Annotated in this window: 23 protein-coding genes; 12 read left to right on the top strand and 11 right to left on the bottom strand. The window is 67.6% G+C overall.

The window, feature by feature from the left end:
• Positions 1-446: 446 nt before the first annotated feature.
• The 3 genes from AWC07_RS03620 to AWC07_RS03610 are packed head-to-tail and all read right to left on the bottom strand — an operon-like array spanning position 447 to position 3,138.
• The gene (locus tag AWC07_RS03620) at positions 447-1,088 is read right to left on the bottom strand and encodes a Maf family protein (protein ID WP_036410110.1); all 642 of its coding nucleotides are present in this window, start codon (positions 1,086-1,088) and stop codon (positions 447-449) included.
• Positions 1,085-1,501, bottom strand: coding sequence for an acyl-CoA carboxylase subunit epsilon (locus AWC07_RS03615; protein ID WP_085104955.1), 417 nt, complete (start codon positions 1,499-1,501; stop codon positions 1,085-1,087). The genes AWC07_RS03620 and AWC07_RS03615 overlap by 4 nt, the downstream gene beginning before the upstream one ends.
• Positions 1,498-3,138 carry an acyl-CoA carboxylase subunit beta gene (locus tag AWC07_RS03610; RefSeq protein ID WP_036410109.1) on the bottom strand — a complete coding sequence of 547 codons (1,641 nt, stop codon included), beginning with the start codon at positions 3,136-3,138 and terminating at the stop codon, positions 1,498-1,500. Before AWC07_RS03610 ends, AWC07_RS03615 begins: the two co-directional genes overlap by 4 nt.
• 259 nt (positions 3,139-3,397) lie before the next feature.
• Between AWC07_RS03610 and AWC07_RS03605 the strand changes: the two genes are divergently transcribed.
• Entirely contained in the window at positions 3,398-4,207 is an 810-nt protein-coding gene (locus AWC07_RS03605; RefSeq protein WP_036410108.1) for a biotin--[acetyl-CoA-carboxylase] ligase, read from the top strand.
• A gap of 14 nt (positions 4,208-4,221) precedes the next feature.
• The gene (locus AWC07_RS03600; protein WP_036410107.1) at positions 4,222-4,740 is read left to right on the top strand and encodes a PH domain-containing protein; all 519 of its coding nucleotides are present in this window, start codon (positions 4,222-4,224) and stop codon (positions 4,738-4,740) included.
• On the opposite strand, the gene AWC07_RS03595 is transcribed toward AWC07_RS03600, so the two are convergent.
• Positions 4,695-5,363, bottom strand: coding sequence for a GtrA family protein (locus AWC07_RS03595; RefSeq protein ID WP_036410106.1), 669 nt, complete (start codon positions 5,361-5,363; stop codon positions 4,695-4,697). The genes AWC07_RS03600 and AWC07_RS03595 overlap by 46 nt on opposite strands.
• 99 nt (positions 5,364-5,462) lie before the next feature.
• On the opposite strand from AWC07_RS03595, the gene AWC07_RS03590 reads away from it, so the two are divergent.
• The 5 genes from AWC07_RS03590 to AWC07_RS03570 all read left to right on the top strand — a co-directional run bounded on the left by AWC07_RS03590 (position 5,463) and on the right by AWC07_RS03570 (position 11,721).
• On the top strand, positions 5,463-6,731 hold the full coding sequence (locus tag AWC07_RS03590; protein WP_036410112.1) for a 5-(carboxyamino)imidazole ribonucleotide synthase: 1,269 nt from the start codon (positions 5,463-5,465) through the stop codon (positions 6,729-6,731).
• 50 nt (positions 6,732-6,781) lie between these two features.
• Positions 6,782-7,297, top strand: coding sequence for a 5-(carboxyamino)imidazole ribonucleotide mutase (gene purE, locus AWC07_RS03585; protein WP_036415332.1), 516 nt, complete (start codon positions 6,782-6,784; stop codon positions 7,295-7,297).
• A 12-nt stretch (positions 7,298-7,309) separates the two neighbouring features.
• Positions 7,310-8,479 (top strand): acyl-CoA dehydrogenase, encoded by a 1,170-nt coding sequence (locus AWC07_RS03580; RefSeq protein WP_036415335.1) that lies wholly within the window; start codon positions 7,310-7,312, stop codon positions 8,477-8,479.
• A 131-nt stretch (positions 8,480-8,610) separates the two neighbouring features.
• Complete coding sequence (gene pstS, locus AWC07_RS03575; protein ID WP_139829519.1) at positions 8,611-9,711, top strand: phosphate ABC transporter substrate-binding protein PstS; 1,101 nt, start codon at positions 8,611-8,613, stop codon at positions 9,709-9,711.
• Between the two features lie 21 nt (positions 9,712-9,732).
• The gene (locus tag AWC07_RS03570) at positions 9,733-11,721 is read left to right on the top strand and encodes a serine/threonine-protein kinase PknD (RefSeq protein ID WP_036415341.1); all 1,989 of its coding nucleotides are present in this window, start codon (positions 9,733-9,735) and stop codon (positions 11,719-11,721) included.
• A 6-nt stretch (positions 11,722-11,727) separates the two neighbouring features.
• On the opposite strand, the gene AWC07_RS03565 is transcribed toward AWC07_RS03570, so the two are convergent.
• The 3 genes from AWC07_RS03565 to AWC07_RS03555 all read right to left on the bottom strand — a co-directional run bounded on the left by AWC07_RS03565 (position 11,728) and on the right by AWC07_RS03555 (position 16,382).
• Positions 11,728-13,968 (bottom strand): SulP family inorganic anion transporter, encoded by a 2,241-nt coding sequence (locus tag AWC07_RS03565; protein ID WP_036416368.1) that lies wholly within the window; start codon positions 13,966-13,968, stop codon positions 11,728-11,730.
• A gap of 262 nt (positions 13,969-14,230) precedes the next feature.
• Positions 14,231-15,415, bottom strand: coding sequence for a CoA transferase (locus tag AWC07_RS03560; RefSeq protein WP_036416366.1), 1,185 nt, complete (start codon positions 15,413-15,415; stop codon positions 14,231-14,233).
• A gap of 22 nt (positions 15,416-15,437) precedes the next feature.
• Complete coding sequence (locus AWC07_RS03555; RefSeq protein ID WP_036416364.1) at positions 15,438-16,382, bottom strand: class I SAM-dependent methyltransferase; 945 nt, start codon at positions 16,380-16,382, stop codon at positions 15,438-15,440.
• A gap of 116 nt (positions 16,383-16,498) precedes the next feature.
• Between AWC07_RS03555 and AWC07_RS03550 the strand changes: the two genes are divergently transcribed.
• On the top strand, positions 16,499-17,173 hold the full coding sequence (locus AWC07_RS03550) for a cation efflux transmembrane domain-containing protein (RefSeq protein WP_036416362.1): 675 nt from the start codon (positions 16,499-16,501) through the stop codon (positions 17,171-17,173).
• 90 nt (positions 17,174-17,263) lie between these two features.
• Here AWC07_RS03550 and ctpC read toward each other — a convergent pair whose 3' ends face one another.
• From ctpC to AWC07_RS03530, 4 genes are all read right to left on the bottom strand, one after another.
• Entirely contained in the window at positions 17,264-19,420 is a 2,157-nt protein-coding gene (gene ctpC / locus AWC07_RS03545; protein WP_036416370.1) for a manganese-exporting P-type ATPase CtpC, read from the bottom strand.
• A 10-nt stretch (positions 19,421-19,430) separates the two neighbouring features.
• Positions 19,431-19,712 carry a DUF1490 family protein gene (locus tag AWC07_RS03540; RefSeq protein ID WP_036416360.1) on the bottom strand — a complete coding sequence of 94 codons (282 nt, stop codon included), beginning with the start codon at positions 19,710-19,712 and terminating at the stop codon, positions 19,431-19,433.
• Between the two features lie 107 nt (positions 19,713-19,819).
• A complete protein-coding gene (locus tag AWC07_RS03535) occupies positions 19,820-20,557 on the bottom strand; it encodes a TIGR03089 family protein (protein ID WP_208622349.1) in 738 nt (245 codons plus the stop codon).
• Positions 20,545-22,026, bottom strand: a complete 1,482-nt coding sequence (locus AWC07_RS03530) for an LCP family protein (protein WP_085104954.1) — start codon at positions 22,024-22,026, stop codon at positions 20,545-20,547. The genes AWC07_RS03535 and AWC07_RS03530 overlap by 13 nt, the downstream gene beginning before the upstream one ends.
• 67 nt (positions 22,027-22,093) lie before the next feature.
• On the opposite strand from AWC07_RS03530, the gene rfbD reads away from it, so the two are divergent.
• The 4 genes from rfbD to AWC07_RS03510 form a co-directional block, all read left to right on the top strand.
• A complete protein-coding gene (rfbD, locus tag AWC07_RS03525) occupies positions 22,094-22,984 on the top strand; it encodes a dTDP-4-dehydrorhamnose reductase (protein WP_036413222.1) in 891 nt (296 codons plus the stop codon).
• Positions 22,985-23,000: 16 nt separating this feature from the next.
• Complete coding sequence (locus AWC07_RS03520; protein WP_036413221.1) at positions 23,001-23,891, top strand: glycosyltransferase family 2 protein; 891 nt, start codon at positions 23,001-23,003, stop codon at positions 23,889-23,891.
• 1 nt (position 23,892) lies between these two features.
• Positions 23,893-24,972, top strand: a complete 1,080-nt coding sequence (gene manB / locus AWC07_RS03515) for a mannose-1-phosphate guanylyltransferase (protein WP_036413219.1) — start codon at positions 23,893-23,895, stop codon at positions 24,970-24,972.
• Between the two features lie 386 nt (positions 24,973-25,358).
• Positions 25,359-25,912: PE family protein (locus AWC07_RS03510; protein WP_139829518.1), on the top strand; the 554-nt coding region annotated here is incomplete at its 3' end.

Below are 25,912 nucleotides of genomic sequence, written 5' to 3'. Positions count from 1 at the left end.
CGGTAGCTCAACGTGACACCGTTACACGTCAACGCCGGCCCCCCCGGCGTGCGCGCTACCTGCGCAGCAAACAACTGCGGGATCGATGACGACTGGGATACGGGACACGTCAACGCGGCGCGGTTGCTCCAGCCGTCCAGAACGGTTTGCTCAGGCACCTTAGGCGGATCAGTTTCCGCTAGGCGAGATTGAGCCACCGGCTATGCCGTTTCCATCATCAGCAAACCATCATTGGTAGCTTGTCATCGTTGAGCGGCCTACACGCACCCGATCTCCCTAAGCCATCGTTCGCAAGATTCACTCGACAAGGCGCACCCTGGCGCGCGCTGACGCCAGCAGCGCCCGCGCAACTAGGTCTATAGTCGCCGATGGCAAGTAATGGTGCATGCAAAAGTTGCAGTATGCAATAGCAAGGCAATGCCGACGTCTCGGCGGATGCCCACGCCTCAGGAAGGCGGATTGGCCGCCCATAATGTGGCGACCGACAGCCCAACCCGCGGCAACAGTGAGCGCAGTAATGGCAAGCTCACACCGATCACATTTGACGGATCGCCCTCGATCCGGTCGACAAACCAACCGCCCAGGCCGTCGAGGGTGAAGCCGCCCGCGACCCATTGCGGCTCGCCGCTTGCCAGGTAGGCTTCAAGGTCCTCGCGTGAGGGATTCCCGAAATGCACTGTGGTGATTGCTGTTTCACCGATATTGTGAGTAATTTTGTTGCCTTGCAGGCGGATAACGCAGTGGCCGGTATAAAGTTGTCCGGCGCGTCCGGCCATTGACTGCCATTGTTGCCGCGCGCTGGCGACAGATTGGGGCTTGCCGCATAACTTGCCATCCAGCTGCAGCATCGAATCACAGCCCACGACAACGCAATCGCTTGCGAGCGAGCGGTCCACAGCCCCAGCGACCTGCTCGGCCTTGGCTCGGGCCAGTGCACGCACCGCGGCGCCGGGTGCGAGATCTGGGCCCAACGTGGTGGTGATCGCATCCTCGTCGACATCGGAGACCACGACTAGCGGCTCGACGCCGGCCTGGCGAAGCACCTTGAGCCGGCCGGGGGATGCGGACCCGAGCACCAACCGGGTCATCGACGCATGTGCAGCATTTCCTGCAGCGTGATCCGTTGCCAGCTGAAGACGGGGAACCGCAGTTTGTCGACCGGCAAGCCCCATCGAGTGGGCTCCGTTTCCGGTGCCGGCGGCGCACTGCTGACGCTGCCCAGCACGGCGATCAGTGCCGCCAACTCCTGATCGGTGGGGTGGCCTTTGACGATCTCGATGTGGGGTTCGTGCGGGTGAGGTGCGCGGTCGGTGGTGCTGGTTTCGCTCGTCTCGTTGCGCTCATTCATTGCGCTCGCTCCGCTCACTCGACTCACGGTGGCTTGATTGTTCGTCTCGTTCCCGTCGCTCGCTGCGCTCGCTCCGCTCACTCGACTCACGGTGGTCTGATTGTTCGTCTCGTTCCCGTCGCTCGCTGCGCTCGCTCCGCTCACTCGACTCACAGGGGAATGTTCCCGTGCTTCTTCGGCGGCTGCTGCGCGATCTTGCGTTCCAGCAGCCGCAGCGCCGTACCGACGTAGCCGCGGGTGTACGACGGCGGGATCACCGCGTCGACGTACCCGCGCTCAGCGGCAATATACGGGTTGACCAACGTGTCCTCGTATTCCTGCTGCAGTTGTAGCCGCAGCGCGTCAACGTCCTCGCCATTCTTGGCGGCCTCGACAAGCTGCTGGCGGTAGACGAAGCCGACGGCGCCGGAAGCGCCCATCACCGCGATCTGCGCGGTCGGCCAGGCCAGGTTGACGTCGCAGCCCATGTCTTTGGAGCCCATCACGCAGTACGCGCCGCCGTAGGCCTTGCGGGTGATGACGGTGATCTTCGGGACGGTCGCCTCGCCGTAGGCGTAGAGCAGCTTGGCGCCGCGGCGGATGATGCCGTTGTATTCCTGGTCGGTGCCGGGCAAGAAGCCCGGAACGTCGACGAACATCACGATGGGGATGTTGAAGCAGTCGCAGGTCCGCACGAAGCGGGCCGCCTTCTCCGAGGCGTTGATGTCCAGGCAGCCGGCGAACTGGGTGGGCTGGTTGGCGACGATGCCCACCGGCCGGCCCTCGATGCGCCCGAACCCGACGATGATGTTCTGCGCGTAGCCGGCCTGGATCTCCAGGAACTCGTCCTCGTCGAGGATGCGAGTGACGACCTCGTGCATGTCGTAGGGCTGGTTCGGGGAGTCGGGGATCAGCGTGTCCAGCTCGAGGTCCTCGTCGGTGAGGTTGTCTTCTACCGGCCCTGCCGGGGCCTCCGTCTGGTAGCGCGGCGGGTCGGTGAAGTTGTTGGGCGGCAGGTAGCTCAGCAGCTCGCGAACGTAGTCGAACGCGTCGTGTTCGCCGGACGCGACATAGTGCGCGGTGCCGGATTTGACCATGTGGGTGTGGCCACCGCCGAGTTCCTCCATGGTGACGTCCTCGCCGGTGACGGTCTTGATGACATCGGGTCCGGTGATGAACATCTGGCTGGTCTGGTCCACCATGATCACGAAGTCGGTCAGCGCGGGGGAGTACACGTGCCCGCCGGCGGCGGCGCCCATGATCAGCGAGATCTGCGGGATGACGCCCGAGGCCAGGATGTTGTTGCGGAAAATCCGGCTGTAGAGGCCCAGCGAGACGACGCCTTCCTGAATGCGCGCGCCGGCACCGTCGTTGATGCCGATCAACGGACGGCCGGTCTTGACCGCCAGTTCCTGCACCTTGACGATCTTCTCGCCGTACACCTCGCCCAGGCTGCCGCCGAACACGGTGGCGTCCTGGCTGAAGATGCAGACGTCGCGGCCGTCGATGGTGCCGTAGCCGGTGACCACCCCGTCACCCAGCGGACGGTTGTTCTCCAGGCCGAAGTTGGTGCTGCGGTGTCGGGCCAGCGCGTCCAGCTCGACGAACGAGTCCTCGTCCAGGAGGGCGTAGATGCGCTCCCGGGCCGTCAGCTTGCCCTTGGCATGGACCTTCTCGATGGCCGTCTCACCGACCGGATGCAGGGACTCTGCGCGACGCTTGTGCAGCTCCGCGAGCTTGCCCGCGGTGGTGTGGATGTCGATGGTGTGCTCGGCGGCGGGCTCGGCAGTATGGTCGGTAACGCTCGTCATGGGAGTCGATGGTATCGGCAGGCTCCTCGGCGCCCGGTCCGACGCCCGGCTAAGAGTCGGTGGAACACCGGATGAGCTGCTCGGATGGCGCAGACGAGCGTCGGCGTGCACGGGGAGCCGGCACAATGACGGTGATCCGGGTCGATCGTGTGGAAAGTGATAGCGCAGGCGCTAGCGCTTTTGCGACTCGCATTATGGTGCTTCGCGCGGGGCTGATGTGACAATTGTGGCTCGCACATAAGGGTCTCTAGGCTGGGCGGTGATGGACCGCGAACAACTCAGGGTGCCACTAGACGCCGCCGCCTTGCGTGCCGCGGCGATCGGCTCTGGTTGGCGCCAACTCGACGTCGTGGAGCAGACCGGCTCCACCAACGCCGATCTGCTGGCGCGCGCGGCCTCCGGAGTCGATATCGACAGGGCGGTGTTGATCGCCGAACATCAGACCGCCGGGCGGGGACGCCATGGCCGGGGCTGGTCGGGCGCGCCGCGCGCGCAGATCACCATGTCCGTCGGGGTGCGTATTGACGGCGTCGCGACCGCCGCGTGGGGTTGGCTGTCGCTGGCCACAGGGCTGGCGGTCATCGACGCGGTCGCCCCGCTGATCGAGTCCGGCGGGATTGAAGCACACCTGAAGTGGCCCAACGACGTGCTGGCCGGATCTGCCGCAGCCATGGGCAAGCTGGCGGGCATCCTGGCCGAGGTCGCGCAGCCGTTCGCGGTGATCGGCCTAGGGCTCAACGTCACGCAATCCGCCGCGGAGGCCGCCGCCCCGGGAGCGACTTCGCTGTTGGACCTCGGCGTGCCGGCGCTCGACCGGGACCAGCTCATCCGCCTGCTGTTACGAGACCTCGCGGCAAGGATCGCCCAGTGGCAGGCCGCCGACGCGCGGTTGGCAGCCGACTACCGGGCCAACAGCCTGACCATCGGTTCGCGGGTGCGGGTGCAGCTGCCCGGGGGCAACGACGTCGTCGGCGTCGCGCGCGACATCGACGACCAGGGTCGGCTCTGTGTCGACACCGAGGGTGACCCCGTGCTGGTGTCAGCCGGTGACGTGGTGCATCTGCGTTAGTTAAGGTCGCCACCATGAGGTATCCGGACAACGCCATGGCCGCCGGTGAGCAGGTGGTCCTGCATCGCCACCCGCACTGGAAACGGCTGATTTGGCCGGTGGTGGTGCTGATCCTGGTCAGCGGGCTGGGCGCGCTGGGTTCGGGGTTCGTCAACTCGACACAGTGGCCGCAGCTCACCAAGAACATCCTGCACGGCGTCATCTGGGGCATCTGGCTGGTGATCGTCGGCTGGGGCACGCTGTGGCCGTTCCTGAGCTGGCTGACCACGCATTTCGTCGTCACCAACCGGCGGGTGATGTTTCGGCATGGCGTGCTGACCCGAACCGGTATCGACATCCCGTTGGCGCGGATCAACAGTGTGGAGTTTCGTGACCGGATTACCGAACGGATGTTTCGCACCGGGACGCTGATCATCGAGTCGGCGTCACACGATCCGCTGGAATTCCCCGACATTCCGCGCCTGCGTGAAGTGCACGCGCTGCTGTATCACGAAGTTTTCGACACCCTGGGCTCGGAGGAAGCACCCAGCTGAGCCAACCGGCCGGTCCGGCTCCTCTTGCTGCGCCAAGCGCGCAGCAGGGTGACGTTGCCGCCCTCGAGGGTGTCCTCCAAGACCTCGGCGATTCCACCGGCGGTGAGCGCCGATTCCAGCGCCTTGTCCGGGTTGCGCGCGAATTCGTCCGGGAACACCCAACGCCGGAACGCCCAGAACCGGAACGCCATCTGCAGCAGATTGCCGATGATGTAGGCCGAGACGAAGTCGGCGATGTTTTCCACCGTCAACGACACCGTTGGCACCCGCAGCTGCAGGACATAGCTGGAGACCCACAGCGGAGCCATGCTCAGCAGCACCCCGACGCCGCTGAACGCGAAGAACAGCAGCGCCTCGTGGTGGCGTTCGCGGCCGCCGCGGTCGCGGAAGCTCCATTCCCGGTTCAGCACGTAGGACGCGATGACAGCGACGATCCCGGCGATCACCTTGGCCGTTACCGGCTTGGGCTCGAGAATCGTCAGCTTCAGCGTGTAGAAAATTGCCGAGTCGATGATGAATGTGGTGCCGCCGACGATGGCGAATTTGATCAGCTCGTGGTGGCGCAGCGCATAGGGCTGAACCACCCCAGGAAGGCGCGCAATCGTGGCATCGGCAAAGGACACAACACGTCAGTGTACGGATCGACGCGAAATCGACGCAAAATGGTACATAACGATCTGGTACTGCGGCCGTCAAACACGCCGGTCGCGGGCCATGACACCATGATGGCCGTGCCGAGTTCCCGCAGCCCGCTCGCCGCGCCCTTAGGCGCCCCGCTGGTCGCCATGGTCGGCGGCGGTCAGCTTGCCCGGATGACCCACCAGGCCGCCATCGCGCTGGGTCAGAACCTGCGCATCTTGGCCACCTCGGCCGATGAGTCGGCGGCACAGGTGACTCCCGATGTGGTGATCGGCTCGCACACCGACATCGACGACCTGCGCCGGGTCGCGGCCGGGGCTCACGTGCTCACCTTTGACCACGAACAGGTCCCGACCGAGCTGCTGGAAAAGCTGGTCGCCGAAGGCGTCAACGTGGCGCCCCCGCCGCAGGCCCTGTTGCACGCCCAAGACAAGCTCGTGATGCGGGAGAAATTGGCGGCCCTGGGCGCCCCGGTGCCGCGCTACACCGGCATCGAGCGGCTGGATGACCTCGACGCGTTGGACGCGTTCGCCGGGCAGGTGGACGCACCGCTGGTGGTCAAGGCCGTTCGCGGTGGCTACGACGGCCGGGGCGTGCGCATGGCGCGCGATCTCGCCGATGCCCGCGACATCGCGCGCGACTACCTGACCAACGGCGCTGCGGTGCTCGTCGAGGAGCGGTTGGCGCTGCGACGGGAACTGTCGGCGCTGGTGGCGCGCTCACCGTTGGGCCAGGGCGCGGCCTGGCCGGTGGTCCAGACGGTGCAACGCCACGGCATCTGCGTGCAGGTGATCGCGCCCGCGCCGGGGTTGACCGGCGACTCGGCCGCGGCCGCGCAGCAGCTGGCGTTGCGGCTGGCCGCCGAACTGGGTGTGGTGGGGGTGCTCGCCGTCGAGCTCTTCGAGGCGACCGACGGCACGCTGCTGGTCAACGAGCTCGCGATGCGGCCGCACAACTCCGGGCACTGGACCATGGACGGGTCGCGCACCAGTCAGTTCGAGCAGCATCTGCGCGCGGTGCTCGACTATCCGCTCGGCGACACCGACGCGATCGTCCCGGTGACGGTGATGGCCAACGTGCTCGGCGCCGCTCGCCCGCCGGCAATGTCGCTCGACGAGCGACTGCACCACCTGTTCGCGCGGATGCCCGACTCCAAGGTGCACCTGTACGGCAAGGCCGAGCGGCCCGGCCGTAAGGTGGGGCACCTCAACTTCCTCGGTGCCGACCCCACTGACCTGCAAAAGCTGCGGGAACGCGCCGAGCTTGCCGCGCATTGGTTGTCACATGCACAGTGGACTGACGGATGGGATCACCATGCCGCCGGCGACGATGCAAAGAGGAAAGTGCGATGAGGTGGGGGCCACCTCCCGCTTCGCGGGGGAGAGCGACGGATGGGATCCGCATGACCGAACAGCCCCGGGTCGCGGTGATCATGGGCAGCGACAGCGACTGGTCAGTGATGGCTGATGCCGCCGCTGCGCTGGCCGAATTCGACGTCCCGACCGAGGTGCGGGTGGTGTCGGCGCATCGCACCCCGGCGGTGATGTTCGACTATGCGCGCGGTGCTGCCGACCGCGGCATCGAGATCATCATCGCCGGCGCTGGCGGCGCCGCCCACCTTCCCGGTATGGTCGCCTCCGCCACGCCGCTGCCGGTGATCGGGGTGCCGGTGCCGCTGGCCCGGCTCGACGGCCTGGACTCGCTGCTGTCGATCGTGCAGATGCCCGCCGGGGTGCCGGTGGCTACGGTGTCCATCGGCGGGGCCCGCAACGCCGGCCTGCTGGCGGTGCGGATGCTGGGGTCGTCTGACCTGCAGTTGCGGGCGCGAATCATCGCATTCCAGGACCGGCTGGCCGAGACCGTGCGGGCCAAGGATGCGGAACTGCAGAAACGTGCGGGTAAGTTAACCCGCGACTAGAAGGAGGCCGTGATGGCTGGTTGGGCGGGAAATCCGTCGTTCGATGTGTTCCAGCTGCCCGAAGAGCACCAGGAGTTGCGGGCAGCGATTCGCGCGCTGGCGGAAAAGGAAATCGCTCCTCACGCCGCGGACGTGGACGAGAATTCCCGGTTCCCGCAGGAGGCGCTGGATGCGCTCAACGCCTCCGGCTTCAACGCGGTGCACGTGCCCGAGGAGTACGGCGGCCAGGGAGCCGACTCGGTGGCGGCCTGCATCGTCATCGAGGAGGTCGCCCGCGTCGACGCGTCGGCATCGCTGATTCCCGCCGTCAACAAACTGGGCACCATGGGCCTGATCCTGCGCGGCTCCGAGGAGTTGAAGAAGCAGGTGTTACCGCAAGTCGCGGACGGCGCGGCGATGGCCTCCTACGCCTTGAGTGAGCGCGAGGCCGGCAGCGACGCGGCCTCGATGCGCACCCGCGCCAAGGCCGACGGCCACGACTGGATTCTCAACGGCGCCAAGTGCTGGATCACCAACGGCGGCAAATCGTCGTGGTACACGGTGATGGCGGTGACCGACCCCGACAAGGGCGCCAACGGCATCTCCGCGTTCATGGTGCACAAGGACGACGAAGGCTTCACCGTCGGTCCCAAGGAACGCAAGCTCGGAATCAAGGGTTCGCCCACGACCGAGCTGTACTTCGAGAACTGCCGCATCCCGGGAGACCGGATCATCGGCGAGCCGGGCAGCGGTTTCAAGACGGCGCTGGCCACGCTGGACCACACCCGCCCGACCATCGGCGCCCAGGCCGTGGGCATCGCCCAGGGTGCGCTGGACGCCGCCATCGCCTACACCAAGGACCGCAAGCAGTTCGGCGAGTCGATCAGCACCTTCCAGGCCGTGCAATTCATGCTCGCCGACATGGCGATGAAGGTTGAGGCGGCCCGGTTGATGGTCTACACCGCTGCCGCACGCGCCGAGCGCGGTGAGCAGAACCTGGGCTTTATTTCCGCGGCGTCGAAATGCTTCGCCTCCGACGTCGCCATGGAGGTCACCACCGACGCGGTCCAGTTGTTCGGCGGCGCCGGCTACACCGTCGACTTCCCGGTCGAGCGAATGATGCGCGACGCCAAGATCACCCAGATCTACGAGGGCACCAACCAGATCCAGCGCGTGGTGATGTCACGGGCGTTGCTGCGCTGACCTTTCCGGAATGCCCCTTGTCACCCTTCCGCTTACCGGCGAAGGTTTACCTATTCACCAGTTCATACGTTTCGCAGGAGTGGTTCCGGCTCGGCTCGCGACCTGTGGCGACGTGGGTATAGAGGAGTTCCGTGACGTCCAACCGACCTGGTGGCCCCGGCGCTCTGGCGAGCGTGCTGACCGCGGCCGCGCTGGTCTTCTCGGCATGCGGCGGTCATAGCGACACCGGCGCCACGAAGATCGACTGCGGCGGAAAAAAGGAACTCCAAGACGCCGGTTCCACCGCGCAACAGAATGCGATCGAGCAATTCGTCTACGCCTACATTCGGGCCTGCCCCGGTTACACGCTGGACTACAACGCAAACGGCTCCGGGGCCGGGGTGGAGGAGTTCGTCAACAACCGGACCGATCTCGCCGGTTCCGACGTGCCGTTGGACCCGTCGACCGGTCAGCCCGACCGGGCCGCGGCCCGGTGCGGTTCGCCGGCGTGGGATCTGCCGACGGTGTTCGGCCCGATCGCGGTGACCTACAACGTCAACGGAGTGAGCAGGCTGAATCTCGACGGGCCGACGACCGCAAAGATCTTCAACGGCACCATCACCCGATGGGATGACCCCGCGATCAAGGCCCTCAACTCCGACACCAATCTGCCGCCGACGCCCATCCACGTCATCTTCCGCAGCGACAAATCGGGGACCACGGCCAACTTCCAGAAGTATCTGGACGGTGCGTCCGACGGCGCCTGGGGCAAGGGCGTCGGCGAGACGTTCCACGGAGGTGTCGGTGACGGCGCCGCGGGCAACAACGGCACGTCGGCACTGCTGGAGACGACCGACGGGTCGATCACCTACAACGAGTGGTCATTCGCCGTGGGCAAGCAGCTGCACATGGCCGGCATCATCACCTCGGCAGGCCCGGACCCGGTGCTGATCACAACCGACTCCGTCGGCAAGACGATCGCCGGGGCGCGCTTCCAGGGGCAGGGCAACGACCTGGTGCTGGATACGTCGTCGTTCTACCAGCCGACGCAGTCCGGCGCCTACCCGATCGTGCTGGCGACCTATGAGATCGTGTGCTCCAAATACCCGGATGCGGCGACGGGCAAGGCGGTGAGGGCGTTTATGCAGGCCGCGATCGGCCCGGGTCAGGACGGCCTGGAGCAGTATGGATCCATTCCGCTGCCGAGCTCGTTTCAGGCAAAGCTGGCGAAGGCGGTCAATGCGATCTCGTGATCCGGTGAAGGGAGCTCGGCCGTGACCGATGCGCGGGCGGGGGAGCGGTTCGGGCCCTACGAGCTGAGGCGATTGCTGGGCCGCGGCGGGATGGGCGAGGTCTACGAGGCCGAGGACACCCGTAAGCGCCGGGTGGTGGCCCTGAAGCTGATCTCGCCGGAATTCTCCGGCGACCCGGTGTTTCGTGCCCGGATGCAACGCGAAGCGGACGCCGCGGGACGGCTGACCGAGCCGCACGTGGTGCCCATCCACGACTACGGCGAGATCGACGGCAAGCTGTTCCTGGAGATGCGGCTGGTCGACGGCACCGACCTGGCCACGCTGTTGAAGCGGTCCGGGCCGATGAGTCCGGCACGCGCGGTGGCCATCGTGCGCCAGATCGCCGCCGCGCTGGACGCCGCCCACACCACCGGGGTGACGCACCGCGACGTCAAACCGGAGAACATCCTGATCACCGGCAACGACTTCGCCTATCTCGTGGACTTCGGCATCGCGCGTGCAGCCACCGATCCGGGGCTGACCCGGGCCGGGATCGCGATGGGTACCTACAGCTACATGGCTCCGGAGCGGTTCACCGGCGACGAGGTCACCTATCTCGCCGACATCTATTCGCTGGCCTGTGTGCTCAACGAGTGCTTGACCGGGTCACCTCCGTATCCCACGGACAGCATCGAACGGGCCGTCGGCGCGCATCTGACCCAGCCCGCCCCGCAGCCCAGCAGATTGCGGCCCGGGCAGGTGCCGCAGGCATTCGACGCGGTGATCGCCAAAGGCATGGCCAAGAATCCGGTGGAGCGCTACCGCAGCGCCGGCGAACTGGCCGCCGCCGCCCACCAAGCGCTGAGCGGACCCGAGCAGGATCAGGCCACCACGATCTTGCGGCGGCTGGACGAGGACACGCACTCGCCAGTCGGTGGACCGGCGTACACCGCACCGGACGCCGTTACCGGCTCCGCCAACACCCCGTTGCGTCCGGCACAGCCTCACGCCGAGACGATGGCTGCGCCGGTGCCCCCGGGTCCGGGCACCGGCGGCTGGCGGGACCGGCCCAGACCCGCGCCGCCCGCGGGTCCGGCCGGGCCACCGGGGTTCGGCCAACCACCGGGCGCGCCGCCCGACTTCGCACCGGGCGCGCCGCGGCCCCGTTCCAAGCGCACGCTGTGGATCCTGGTGGGCGCCGCCGCACTGCTCGTCGTCGCCGCCGTCGGGTATGCGGTGACCCGGCCGTCGCACCCGTCGACGCCGGCGTCCGGGCAGACGGTGCTGCCGTTCAAGGGCATCGACTTCCGGCTCTCGCCGGGCGGGGTGGCGGTGGACAGCGCCGGCAACGTCTACGTCACCAGTGAGGGCATGTATGGCCGGGTGGTGAAGCTGGCCAACGGGTCGAGCACCGCGACGGTGTTGCCGTTCAACGGGCTTTACCAGCCTCAGGGCCTGGCGGTGGACGGCGCCGGTGCAATCTACGTCACCGATTTCAACAACCGGGTGGTGATGCTGCCCGCCGGCTCCAACAGCCAGACGGTGCTGCCGTTCGACGGCCTCGATTACCCCGAAGGGGTCGCCGTGGATGCGCAGGGCGGTGTGTATGTCGCCGACCGCGGCAACAGCAGGGTGGTGAAGCTGGCGGCGGGCGCCAAGACCCAGACCGTGCTGCCTTTCGACGGCCTGAAGAATCCCGATGGTGTGGCGGTGGACGGCGCCGGCAACATCTATGTCGCCGACACCGACAACAACCGGGTGGTCAAGCTGGACGCCGGGTCCAACAACCAGGCCGTGCTGCCGTTCCGCGAACTCTCCGTGCCGTGGGGTATCGCCGTGGACACTGTCGGCAACGTCTATGTCACCGAGCACAACAAGAACGATGTGGTGAAGCTGGCGACCGGGTCGAACACCGCGACCGTGCTGCCGTTCACCGGGCTCAACACCCCCTTGGCGGTGGCGGTCGACGGCTCGGGGAACGTGTACGTCGCCGACCGCGGCAACGACCGGGCGGTCAAGCTGAGGCTCTGATGCCCGCTATTGCGCGCCGGCCGGCTCTTCCAGGCACACGATGCCGTTGCGGTCCACCTCGTGCACCCGGCCCGTCGAGAGGTCGAAGAACATTCCGACGATGTGTACCGTGCCGGACGCCATCGCCGGGGCCAGGATCGGGTTTCGGGCAAGCCTTTCCACCTGCACTGCCACGTTGACGATCGCGAGTTGGTCGGTTTCGGTGAAGCCGTTGGACACCGCGCTCAGCCGCGCCGGATGGTTGTCGCGGAATGCTGCCAGGCTCTCGTGTGCATGTTGCAGCCAGTGACCCATGGGACCCGGGGGACTGGCCGGCTCCAGCAACACCTCCAGCGCGTGGCACGACGAATGTCCGCACACCACAACCGAACTCACGTCGAGCTGGTTTACCGCATAGTCGAGCGCGGCGTCGACCGAGTGTTCGGCGGGATCGGTCGGCACCAGGTTGCCGACGTTGCGGACGATGTAGAGGTCACCGGGCCGGCTGGCGGTGAGCACGTCCGGCAGGATCCGGGAGTCGGCGCAGGTGAGAAACAACGTGTCCGGGTTCGGCGGATCCGTCAGCGCGCGCACCCGGTGGTGCAGTGCGCTGGCGCCGTTGCGGTGGTACTCCTCGACGCCGTGCAGGATGGAAGCGCGCTCGGGATGCTTATCGCGCCGCGACGGCCACGCGACATCCCGGAGCGACCTGGTCCCGAAGTGACGTTTCGGCGGACTGTGGTGCGCGCTGATCATCTTCGCCGGCGACGTCTCGATGATGGCGACCGATCCGCCGGTTGCCTCGTGCGCGGTTTTCCAGTCCGAAATCGCCTCGGACACCGCGTGATCGATGTAATCCGCGTCCAAGTGCAGCGTCACATCGCTTCCCCGCGGCAGCGTCGAGAGCACATGGGTCAGCCGCGGCAGGAGCAAGAAGCTCAGTGTGCCGTCCATATCGACCCGCCAGTGCTTGGCCTCTTCCCCCACCGGCTTGGCCTCGATTGGCGCGCGCACCACTCGGACCAGCAGGAACAGGATCGCCACCGCAAGCCCGATAGCCACACCCTCGAGTAGGTTGAGGAATACCACACACACGATGGTGATCGTGTAGATGACGAAATTGCCGGTGCGCAAGGCCAATCGGATGTGAGCCAACGTGATCAGCTGGACGCCGATCACGATGAGCAAACCGGCCAGCGCGGCCTTGGGGATGAGTTCCACCAGGTTGGTGAACAGCGATGCGAACAGCAGGATCCATACCCCGTGCAATATCCCCGACATCCGGGTTCGGGCACCGGCGGCCACGTTGGCCGAACTGCGGACGATAACCCCGGTGATGGGCAGGCCGCCGAGGAGTCCGGACACCATGTTCGCGCTGCCCTGTCCGATCATTTCCCGGTTGAAGTTGGTGCGCGGCCCCTTGTGCAGTTTGTCGACACCCACCGCGCACAGCAGCGATTCGACGCTGGCGATCAGGGCGATGGTCAGGACACCGACGGCGATGGCGCCGATCTCCTGGGTCCACGGTCGGCCGTCCGGGGACATATCGGGGATATTCGGCAGGCTAATCGCCTCGAAAAAGTTGCCGGACAACGTAACTCGCTCGACGTCCAGTCCGGTGACCTGTGCGAGCGCGGTCGCCGCCACGATGGCCACCAGAGCGCCTGGAACCATCCGCACTTTGGACGGAAGCTTCGACCAGAACAGCAAGATGGCGATGACGGTGCCGCCGACGATCACCTCGTGCAGTTCGTGATTCAGGAGGCCGTTGGGCAGTGCCACGATGTTCTGCCACGCCGAACTCCGCGACGACCCACCCACCAGCACGTGAATCTGCTGCAACGCGATGGTGATGCCGATGCCCGCCAGCATGGCGTGTACCACCACCGGGGCGATGGCAAGCGCCGCGCGGGCCATCCGGCTCACGCCGAAGGCAATCTGCAGGGCACCTGCCCCGATGGTCATCAGGCCCAACATCGGCCAGCCGACCTGGTCGATCAGCCCGGCGACCACCACGGTCAGACCCGCAGCCGGTCCGCTGACCTGAACCGACGACCCGCCCATGGCTCCGGCCACAATGCCACCTACCACCGCGGCAATCAGACCGGCGACCAGCGGAGCGCCCGAGGCGATCGCGATCCCCAGCGACAGCGGCAGCGCGACCAGGAAGACGACGAGCGATGCCGGAATGTCGTGCCGCAGGTTGGTCAGGATCGACCACGATCGGGTTTCGGGCGCGACGTCGGAGTTCTTGACGGCGGTGTTCATGGTGTGGCTCCTCTGAACCGGTCAGAAGGTCATCGGCGACAGACCGCTTCCGCAGGCTGGCGCACCCTCATCCGGCTTGACCGCGGCGCGTGGGATCAAGTGTCCACCGCATGTCGGAACGGATGGTCGATCTTGGCGCACAGCTGGATGAATCCGCGGAATACGACAAAATCGATCCTCCATGCTGGTCCGGCAATCCGGCGAAACGCAGTACCAATTCATGAGCAACTCAAAGAAAGGCCATGGATCGTGATGGCGGAACTTAGTGCTCGATCAGAAACGTGTCGTTGTGTTCGCCGACGGCCGGCGGGGGATCGGCGACCACCGCGCTGAAGCTGGAATAGCGGGCCGGCGTTCGGATCACGGTGACGGCGTCGGCCCCGCGGCCGACTTCGACGGCGAGCTCGTTCTCGGCGAACAGCGGGGTGTCGACGACCTGCTTCCAGGTATACGGAAGGCAGGCCATCAGGCCACCCTCTTGCAGCAGCTCGACCCATTCGGCGGCGGTCTTGGCGGCCAGTGCCGACTGAAGCTCGCCGGTCAACTCGTGGTAGTGGATCGCCCGCGCGCGCTGGTCGATGAATCGCTCGTCGTCCAGCAGATCGGGCCGGCCGATGAGGTGGCACAGTTTTTGCCAATGCTTGGGTACGTACGCGCTGATCAACAGGTATCCGTCGGCGGCGCGGAAGGCGTCCGACGGCTGGGTGGCAAAGCCGACCCCCTTGCGCCGCTTGCCTTGTGGCGCGGAATCGGGTTTCGGCCGGTCACCGGTGGTCTTGTTCAGGTGCATGGTCAGCTGGTTGGCCTGCAGGCCCACCGCGACGTCGTACATGGCCACCCGGACGGTGTCGGCCACCCCGTGGCGCTCGCGGTTGAGCAGCGCCGCCAACACCGCTTGGGCCAGCACGTGGCCGCTGGCGTTGTCGACCAGTTGGAACGGGATGATCTGCGGTTTGCCGTCCGGCGTGGGCATCCCGGTGGTCATGCCGGCCTCGGCGGCGACCATCAGGTCGACACCCGGCCGGTTGCCGTGCGGGCCGTTGCCGCCGAACGCCGAGAGGCGCGCATAGATCAGTTTCGGATTGCGGGCTCGCAAGTCGTCGGGACCCAGGCCCATGCGTTCCATGACGCCCGGGCGAAAGCCTTCCAGCACCACGTCGGCGGTGTCGGCGAGCCGCAGTATCTGTTGCCTGGCCGCGCCGGCGGTCAAGTCCACTGTCACCGACTTCTTACCCCGGTTGTTGGGCAGAAAATACGTGGGCAGCGGCGGACGTCCGGGAAGTACCGCGGTGATCTGGCGGGCCGCCTCACCGCCGGGCGCCTCGATCTTGATCACCTCGGCGCCTAGGTCGGCCAGCACCTGTCCGGCCAGCGGACCGGCGACGTTCTGGGTGAAATCGAGTACCCGAAACCCGTCGAGTGGCTTGACAGGTCTGTCGTTGGGCATCGGCGAACCCTTCCCTGATTTCCTAAGGTGTGGCCGCCTGCCGGCGCAGCACCGCCGTGCAGTAGTAGTTCTCGGCGAAGGGAGTGTCTGGGGCGGCAGGGCCGGCCGGGGCCGGCGCAAATCCGTTGTCGACCAGCAGCTGATTCAGCGGCGTGCGAACCACTTGCCAACCGCGCTCTTCCAGGTACGTCGCCACATCGTTGCGCTCGCCGGGGAAGCCCAGACTTTCCAGCGCGACGTCCAGGCCGTGCTGGTACCAGCGCTGGTAGATGGCGCTGAAAAGCTCTCGGCTGGCCGCAGCGCTGAAAAAGACCTCGGCGATCAGCCGGCTGCCGTCGGCGCTGAGCGCGGTGATGTGGTCCAGCAACCGGTCCTGGGCATCGGGCGGCAGGTAACCGAAAAGTCCTTCGGCGGCCCATGCGGTGGGCAGGTCGGCCCGGAACCCGGCCTGTCGCAGCGCCGACGGCCAGTCATCACGCAGATCGACGGCGACGCCGCGCACGTCGGCGCGCGGAAGGGCGCCGAGGGTGGCCAGTGCGGTGGTCTTGAATTCGACGACTTGCGGCACGTCGATCTCGAAGACCTTCGTTCCCCTCGCCCATGGCAGCCGGTATCCGCGGGTGTCCAGCCCGGAGGCCAGGATGATGACCTGGCGGATTCCCGCGGGCGTCCCGTCGTGTTGGGCCGCGGCGAAAAACGCGTCGATGTAGCGGGTGCGCGCCGCTTGCTGGTCGGTCATGCGCTGCATGCCCCACGGGGCGTCGGGCAGGTCGACGTCGTCGGACCGAAGTTCGCCGCTGGCCCACCTTACGAAGAAGTCGATGCCGACCGCGCGCACCAGCGGCTCGGCGAAGGGGTCGTCGATCAGGGCGGCCCGGGTGGCGCGGGCGCGTCCGGCTGCCACCATGGTCGCCGTGGCACCCACGCTGGAAGCCAGGTCCCAGGTGTCGTTCTCGGTGCGCCCCATCTGCGATCTCCTCGACGGCCGCAGGCTATTGGTCAGTCAGCGTAATCACCATCGCTTCGGTCACGGTGGGCCGGTCGAACCGGCGCCGGGCCCGCCTTGCCTTTAACATCGTCGGGATGGACACCGGGATCTCGCAGACCGACCACTGCCACGGGGTTACGCCCGCGACGCCGGCGGTCGAGCGGGACTCCGAATGGCGGCACAACGTCGTGTGGGCGCGCCGGCTGGCCTGGGTCAGCCTGGCCGCGCTGCTCATCGAGGGCGGTATTGGGTTATGGCAGGGTTTGGCGGTGCGATCCGTGGCATTGACCGGGTGGGCTCTGGCCGGCGGCTCGGAGGGTCTGGCCAGCGCCATGGTGCTGTGGCGCTTCACCGGCGACCGCACCCTGTCCCAGACCGCCGAGCGGCGGGCGCAGCGCGGAGTCGCGGTGTCGTTCTGGCTGACCGCCCCTTACATTGCCGCCGAGTCCTTGCACCACCTGGCCGGCCGCCAGCACGCCGAAACTTCGGTGCTGGGCATTGCGTTGACGGCGATTGCCCTGGTGCTGATGCCGGTTCTCGGCTGGGCCAACCACAAGCTGGGCGCCCGCCTGAAATCGGGGGCCACCGAAGGCGAAGGCACCCAGAACTACCTGTGCGCCGCCCAGGCCGCCGGGGTGCTGCTGGGCCTGGCGATCACGGCGGGCTGGCCCGGCGGCTGGTGGGTCGACCCGGTCATCGGGCTCGCCATCTCCGGCGTCGCCGTGTGGCAGGGCATTCGGTCCTGGCAGGGTCACGACTGCGGCTGCTGACTCGCTCGGTGTGACGCGTGGCGAGATTGCCGCCAGGGTCGCGGTAGGCGCCCGATCCGCAGCCATGATGGCAATCTCGGTGGAGGGTTCTCACTCCAGGCGGTAGCGGATCAATCGAGAGCTGTTGGCCACCACCGCCACCGACGACGCGTTGTGCAGGATGGCGGCCAGCACCGGGGACAGCGCGCCGCCGGCCCCGATCAGCAGTCCGGCGGCGTTGACGGCGATGGACATGCCGTAGTTCTGCCGGACGACTTCCACTGCCCGCCCACCCAGGTCCCGCACGTCGAGCAGCCGATGCAGATCGTCGTTGGCCAGCGCCACATCGGCGGTCTCGACGGCGACGTCTGTTCCGGCCAGGCCCATTGCGATCCCGATGTCGGCGGCGGCCAGCGCCGGGGCGTCGTTGACGCCGTCGCCCACCATCCCGACCACGTAACCGTCGTCCTGTAGCTCGCGCACCACCTCGAGCTTGTCCTCGGGCATCACCTCGGCGCGCCACTCGTCGATGCCCAACTCCTCGGCGACCACCTTGGCGATGTCCGGATGGTCCCCGGTGAGCATGACGATGCGGCGAACGCCGTTGTCGCGCAGCTTCTTCAGCACGTCGGCCGCCTCGGGCCGCACCTCGTCGCGCAGGCTGATCAGCCCGACCAGCGTGCCGTCAACGGCCAGCAGCAGCGGGGTCTCCGCCTGGCGGCGCAGCGTGTCGACCCATTCCGACGCCGTGTTGGAGACCTTGACGTTCTCCGAGCGCAACAGCGACGGGCTACCCAGTAGCAAGGTTCGCCCGTCGGCCCAGGTCCGCATGCCCAGGCCGACCAGCACCTCGCACTCCTCGTGCGGCGGGATGCTGATGCGGCGCTCCTCGGTAGACCGGATCACCGCCTCGGCCAGCGGGTGACGGGAGTGGATCTCCGAGCTGGCGGCGTAGGCCAGCACCTGCTCGGGCTCCCAATCTTGGTGCATGGCAATGATATTGGTGACCACCGGCCGTCCCACGGTCAGCGTTCCGGTCTTGTCGAACACGATCGCGTCGACCCGGCCGGCCTGTTCCAGGTGCGAGCCGCCCTTGATCAGAATGCCGCGGCGGGCCCCGTTGCCGATCGCCGCGCTGATCGCGGTCGGGGTGGACAGGCCCACCGCGCAGGGGCAGGCGACCAACAGCATGGTCATCGCCCGCCGGACATCCCCGGTGATCAGCAAGGTGACGGCCGAGACGATGAACGAGGTGGGCACGAAGCGACGGGAGAAATTCTCGCCGACCGTCTGGATTGGAGCCCGGTCCTGTTGCGCCTCTTCGACTCTGGTGATGATGCGCCCGATGGTGGTTTGGTTGCCCACGGCTTGGGCGCGCACCACCAGACGCCCGCGCACCACCACCGAACCCGCGTGCACGTGCGTCCCGACCACGACGCTGACCGGCAGATTCTCCCCGGTGATCGCCGACTGGTTGACGATGGCCTCACCGTCGAGCACCTCACCGTCGACCGGGATGGCGATGTGGTCGTGCACGACGACCTCGTCACCGATCTGCAGGCTATCGATCGGAACCTGCACTTCGGCGCCGTCGGCCAGGCGGATCCAGGCGGTGTCCTGGTTGCCGCGCAGCAGCTCCGAAATCGCCCGCCGGGTCCGCCGCAGGGTCAGATCCTGCAGGTACTCGCCAATGTTGAGCAGCCACAACACGGTGAGGGCGACGACGTTCTCCCGCAGGATGAGGCTGGCGACGGTGGCCGCCGAGACCAGCGCGTCGGTGCCCGCCTTGCCGGAGCGCAGCGAGCGCAGTGCGCCGCGCAGGAACGGGTAACCGGTGAAGATGGTGACGCCGGTGGCGACCATGCGGCCGCTGGGCCCCAGCAGCGGTGGCCTCTTGAACACGTAGCGGCGCACCCCGAGCAGGGCCAGCGCCGCGCCGCCGATGACCATGCGCAGCACGTCGGCGTTGCGAATCTCTGACGAATGCGGAGCCCGGGCCGGAATGAACTCGGCCGCGACCTGCTGAGCGTCGCTGATCGCCTGCAATACCGCCGAACGGTCGCAGCGCCGCGGCGAGTACCACACCACGACCGACCCGGTGCGCGGATAGGCGTGCACCACCCGCACCCCGTCCTGCTTGGCGACGGCCTCTTCGACCGCTACCGCCCGGCGGGAATCACCGCGGACCCAGCCGACGTGGACTCGCATGCGCCCGGCCGCATCGGAAACCACCTCGTGAGGAACTGCTTGAGGAATTGCCAGCGTCATCTCGACTAGCTCAGTGGTCATGGTCGTGGGGGTGACCGACGGCAGGGGTGGGTGCCTCCTCGCCGACACGATCGCGAGCCTCGGCCATCACGTCGGAAATCTTCAGCCGGGCCGACTCCGCGGCTTCCTCGGCCTTACGTGTTCCGCGCAGGCCCAGCTCGGCCACCGAGACCGCCGCCTGATGCACCGGCGCTTTCTTCGCGGCCCTGCGCACCAGGTCATAGGCTGCCACCCCGACGGCTCCGTGGACCACCAAGGTGGCCGCCTTCGCCAATACTCCGTACGCCGCCATTAGTCTGTACCTTCCTTCCGGTCTGTCGTTGGCCACGACGCTAACATCAAAATATCACGATATCAACATGTATCGGCGGGGGGGACTTGCCGTCGAATCGCCTGGGATCAAAGGACGCGGGTGACCTTTTCGGTCTCGATCCTGCGCTGCAGCGCCCCCGGATCCGGGTTGGCCACCAGCACGAGAGACGCGCCCACGGCCAGGACCGCCAGCAGTCCGTCCACCACGTCGTCGGGACTGGTCCACGACGCAGCCGACAGCACCGAAAGCACCCGGTCGGTTGAGACCAAACCCCTTGCCGCAGCTGAAGTTTCGCAGTCAGCCAGAACCTGGTCGACCGATCGGCCGGCCAGCGCCGGCCCGGGGTGGCGCTCGGCGATGATCTGGTCGCCATGCACCCGCACCGCGGTGGCGTAGTCGGTGACCCCGATCGGCAGGTCGGGCGCCGGCCGGCCGAACGGGTCCAGGGACAACACCGCCACCTCGCCATCCGGCTCGACGGTCGAGTCCGCCTCGTCCAGCCGTTCCGCGGTGCACAGGGCAACGTCGGCCGGGCCCTCGAGAACCACCTGGGCGCCGATCCACCACACCCCGAACAGCACGGCCGCCGTCTGCCAATGAGCCGGCAGCAACACCGCGACCCGGCTGGCCGGCCCGGCGGCCAGCTCGTCGCGCAACAAGTTCCCGGTCTTGGCGGCCCAATTCGCCAGGGTCACCGCCGACAGCTCGATGCGCTCGCCCGCGGCCCGAACACTGTCGTCGTAGTAGGTGATGCGGGGGCCGACCGGGTCGGCCCGCAGCATCGGATCGAGGATCGCCCCGGACAACGTGGTCAGTTGATGCACTCCGGCTTGTCGGAACCGGCGGTCAGGATCGGCGACGGCGGGGGAGCGGTGTCCGAGGCGCCGGCATTCCCGGAATTTGACGCGCGGGCCGGCGTCATGGTGCCCCCCATTGAGTTGCCGCCGAGGCCCGAGCCCGGTCCGGTGTAGTCGTTGGCCAGCACCACCCGGACCAAGCCCGGCGGAATCGAGGAGTCGGCGACGACCGGCAGCCCGCCCAGCTCCTTGGCGACCTGCTGCGCGCCCAGGTCGTCGGTCTTGGCGGCTCGCACCTGGCTGCCCTTCACGTGGCCGCCGTCGTTGTTGCCCACCGAACCGGTAGCAAATCCCTTGGCGCTCAAGACTTCTGATACCGACGCCGCCAATCCGTTGATGTCGGTGTCGTTGGCCACGTCGGCGGTGGTCTTGGCCGGTGTGTACGCCAGCTGCTCGGTCTTGCCCTCGTCCTGCTCGTGCAGCAGGCCGCCCACCCAATCGGCCACCTGGTGCGGGTCCACCCGGACCACGCTCTGCATGCCGTCGTCGCTCCAACCGGCGCCGTCGAGCACCGGGATGGTGGCGAAGGCCACGTTGCCGCCGGAAAGGCTTTGCATCTGCTTGACGAAGTCCATGATGTCCCAGCCCGACGACAGCACCACCGAGCGCTGCACGGCCTGCTCCAGCCGCTTGAGCGTGGCAGGGCTGGACAGCGTCTTGCCGGAGATGACCCGGTGGGCCAGCGAGGCCATCACCGCCTGCTGGCGTACCACCCGGTCCAGGTCGCCGCGCGGCAACTCGTGGCGCTGGCGGACGAAGCTGAGCGCCTGCGGACCGTTGAGCTTCTGCCGCCCGGCCGGGAAGTCGGCACCCGAAAGCGGTTCGTAGACAGGGTCTTTGAGGCAGACATCGACGCCGCCGAGGGCGTCGGCGATCAACGCGAAACCGAGCAGGCCGATCTCGGCGTAGTGGTCGACCGTGACGCCGGTGAGTTCGGCCACCGTTTTGATCAGCGCCTCGCGACCGGCTTCGGTGCCGGCCGCGGCGGCTTCGGCGGCCGACGCGCCGGCCTGGACCAGTCCGGCGCGCTTGGCCTCCCGGGTCTGGCCGTAGACGCCGTTGATCTTGGTCTTGCCCAGGCCGGGGGCCTGGACGTAGGAGTCGCGCGGAATGGATATCGCGGTGGCCGACTTCCCGTTGTTGGGGATGCGGATCAGGATGATCGTGTCGGTGTTGGTGGCTTCCTCGTCGCCGGCCCGCAACGTCGCCAGTTCCTCGGCGGACAGCGGGTTCCCGTGGGCGTCGGTGCGGCTGTCCAGGCCGACCAGCAGGATGTCGATCGCGCCGTCGTCGCCGCCATGTCCCAGCGAGGGCGCGGACATGTGGAAGATGCCGTCTTCGAACGAGCGGACGTTGGTCCACGCCAATCCGGTGCCGAGGACGACCGCGACGGCCAATGCGGTGCACACCGCACGAACCACACGTTGCACAGGCATCACTGTAGGTTACTTGTGTCACAGCCGCATTCCGGGTAGCGCGGTTCGGCGTGCCAGACTCGAACGCATGTCGGGCAGGATCTTGATCACCGGTGCGGGCGGGCAGCTGGGCCGCGTTGTGGCTGCGCAGGCGGGCCTCGCGGACCGCGAGGTGCTGGCGCGGACGTCGTCGCAGTGGGACATCACCGACCCGGGCGCGGCCGACCGGATCGTCCGAAGCCACGACATCGTGCTCAATTGCGCTGCCTATACCGACGTCGACGCCGCCGAAAGCGACGAGGCCCGCGCCTACGCCGTCAACGCCACCGGCCCGGAAAACCTCGCGCGTGCCTGTGCGCGTGTGGGTGCCCGGCTGATCCACGTCTCGACCGACTACGTGTTCAACGGCGACTTCGGCGGCGCGCCCCCACATCCCTACGAGCCCGGCGACGCAACCGCGCCGCAGAGTGTGTATGCCCGCAGCAAGCTCGCGGGTGAACAAGCGGTGCTGGCGGCGTTGCCGGAGGCCGTCGTGGTGCGCACCGCGTGGGTCTACACCGGCGGGGACGGCACGGACTTCGTGGCCGTCATGCGCCGGCTGGCCGCCGGTGACGGCCCGATCGACGTGGTCAGCGACCAGACTGGATCACCGACCTATGTGGCCGACCTGGCCGCGGCGTTGCTGGAAGTGGCCGGCGCGGACGTAGGCGGAGGTGTGTTACACGCCGCCAACCAGGGTGCCGTCACCCGGTTCGCCCAAGCTTGCGCGGTGTTCGAAGAATGCGGCGCCGACACCCAGCGGGTGCGGCCGGTCAGCAGTGCCCGGTTCCCGCGGCCCGCGCCGCGGCCGAGCTACTCGGCGTTGGGTGGCCGGGCCTGGGCCGCGGCCGGCTTGACCCCGCTGCGGCCCTGGCGCAGCGCGCTGACCGCGGCCTTGGCGGCAGCTTGCGGCGCAGCCCCGGGACATCCCAGGCCATGACCGTTACCCTCTACGCGTGACTGACGTCTTGCCGGTCGTCGCGGTGACCTATTCGCCGGGCCCTCACCTGGAGCGGTTCCTGGCGTCGTTGTCGCTGGCAACCGAGCGTCCGGTCAGGGTGTTGCTGGCCGACAACGGCTCCACCGACGGAACGCCCCAGGCCGCCGTCGAGCGCTACCCCAACGTGCGGCTGCTGCCGACGGGAGCCAACCTCGGCTACGGAACCGCGGTGAACTTCACCGTTTCCCAGCTCGACCGGCTCGGAGAGGACTGGCTGGACGACTGGGTGATCGTGGCCAACCCGGATGTGCAATGGGGGCCGGGCAGCATCGACGCCCTGCTGGGGGCCGCCGAGCGCTGGCCCCGCGCCGGTGCGCTGGGTCCGCTGATCCGCGATCCCGACGGGTCGGTGTACCCGTCGGCACGCCACCTGCCCAGCCTGATCCGTGGCGGCATGCACGCGGTGCTCGGGCCGGTGTGGCCGGGTAATCGGTGGACGAAGGCCTACCGCCAGGAGCACCTGGAGCCCAGTGAACGGGCGGTCGGTTGGCTGTCGGGGTCGTGTCTGCTGCTGCGGCGCTCGGCCTTCGCCCAGGTCGGCGGGTTTGACGAGCGCTACTTCATGTACATGGAGGACGTCGACCTCGGCGACCGGCTCGGCAAGGCCGGTTGGCTCAGCGTCTATGTGCCGTCGGCCGAAGTCCTGCACCACAAGGGGCACTCGACCGGACGCGACCCGGCACGTCATCTCGCGGCGCACCACCAAAGCACCTACATATTCCTGGCGGATCGGCATGGCGGCTGGTGGCGTGCGCCGCTGCGCTGGACGCTGCGGGGATCACTGGCGGTGCGTTCTCGTCTCATGGTGCGCAGTTCGCGCCGGAAACTAGTAGAAGGGCGGCACTGAGGTGGCAGGTCGGCAAGTCGATGCGGTGATCCTGGTCGGCGGCAAGGGCACCAGGCTGCGGCCGCTGACATTGTCCGCGCCCAAACCCATGCTCCCCACAGCCGGGTTGCCGTTTCTGAGTCATCTGCTCTCGCGCATCGCCGCGGCGGGGATCGAACACGTCATCCTGAGCACGTCGTACCGGGCCGAGGTGTTCGAAGCCGAATTCGGTGACGGTTCCAAGCTGGGCCTGCAGATTGGCTATGTGACCGAAGAGAGCCCACTGGGCACCGGGGGCGGCATCGCCAATGTGGCTGACAAGCTGCGCTACGACACCGTGATGGTGTTCAACGGCGACGTCCTGTCCGGGGCGGACCTGGGCCAACTGCTGGATTTCCACGACACCAACCAGGCAGACGTCACCCTGCACCTGGTTCGGGTGGGTGACCCGCGGGCATTCGGCTGTGTACCCACCGACGCCGACGGCCGGGTCACCGCATTTTTGGAGAAGACCGAAGATCCGCCCACTGACCAGATCAACGCCGGTTGCTATGTGTTCAAGCGCGAGATCATCGACCGGATTCCCCGGGGCCGCGAGGTCTCGGTGGAACGCGAGGTCTTTCCGGCATTGCTCGCCGACTCCGACGTCAGGATTTGCGGCTATGTCGACGCCACGTACTGGCGGGACATGGGGACACCGGAAGACTTCGTACGCGGGTCGGCTGACCTGGTTCGCGGGATTGCGCCCTCACCGGCCTTGCACGGTCACCGCGGCGAGCAGCTGGTGCACGACGGCGCGGCGATCTCGCCCGGGGCGCTGCTGATCGGTGGCACGGTCGTCGGGCGGGGCGCGGAGATCGGCCCCGGTGCCCGGCTGGACGGCGCGGTCATCTTCGACGGCGTCAAGGTGGAGGCCGGCAGCGTGATCGAGCGATCGATCATCGGCTTCGGCGCCCGCATCGGGCCCCGCGCGCTGATCCGCGACGGCGTGATCGGCGACGGCGCCGACATCGGCGCGCGCTGCGAACTGCTGCGCGGCGCCCGGGTGTGGCCCGGGGTCTCCATTCCCGACGGCGGCATCCGCTACTCGTCCGACGTCTGAGCTTCTTTCACCTCCGATGTGACGCCAGCGTCACGCTCGACGCCGAGCGTGACGCTGGCGTCACGCTCGGCGCGTCGCTTGGGTCGCTGCCGCTCTGGCGTGACGCTCGACGTCCACGGTCGCGTTAGCGTGACGTTGCGGCGTTTTGGATGTGGTCGAGTAGGCCGTGGAAGCCGCGTAGCAGGTTGCCGTCGGTGTGGTGTTGGTGGTGACCTTGGCTTGGGCCTGCGGTGAGCGTTGCGGGCGGGTGGGTGTTGGTCGGCCAGCAGTGGAAACCTGGTGGAACCCAAAAGATGTTGACCCGAAACTGATACCCTGCGACTTGCCCGGGGGCGTCGGTGATGATTAGGCGCACACCGGATTTTCGGACCTGTCGGGAGGTCTGAATGTCGTTGGTCATCGTGCTGCCAGAGGTGCTGGATTCGGCGGCAACGGATTTGGCCAGTCTCGGCTGGGCGCTCAGCGCGGCCAACTCGACCGCGGCCGCCCCGACCACCGCCGTGCTGGCCGCCGCCGAGGATGAGGTGTCGGTCGCCATCGCAACGCTATTTGGGGCGTACGGCCAGGCCTATCAGGTCCTAAGCGCGCCGGCGGCGGCGTTTCATGCCCAGTTTGTGCAGACCCTGACCGTCGGTGCCGGGTCCTATGCGGCCGCTGAGGCCGCTGCCGCCACTCCCCTGCAAGGTCTGCTCGATGCGATCAACGCGCAGTTCGTCGCAGCTACCGGGCGCCCGCTGATCGGCAACGGTGCACCCGGGGCTCCGGGGACCGGGGCAAATGGCGCCCCCGGCGGGTGGTTGCTCGGCGACGGTGGAGCCGGCGGCTCGGGCGCGGCAGGCCAACAAGGCGGTAACGGCGGGGCCGCCGGGCTGTGGGGCACCGGCGGCGCCGGCGGGGCTGGCGGGAGCTCATCGACCGCCACCGGCGGGGCCGGCGGGGC

This window comes from Mycobacterium gastri (genome assembly GCF_002102175.1).
GTDB lineage: Bacteria > Actinomycetota > Actinomycetes > Mycobacteriales > Mycobacteriaceae > Mycobacterium > Mycobacterium gastri.
The sequence above is the reverse complement of the archived record's forward strand: the minus strand, read 5'-3'. Positions and strand labels throughout refer to the sequence as shown.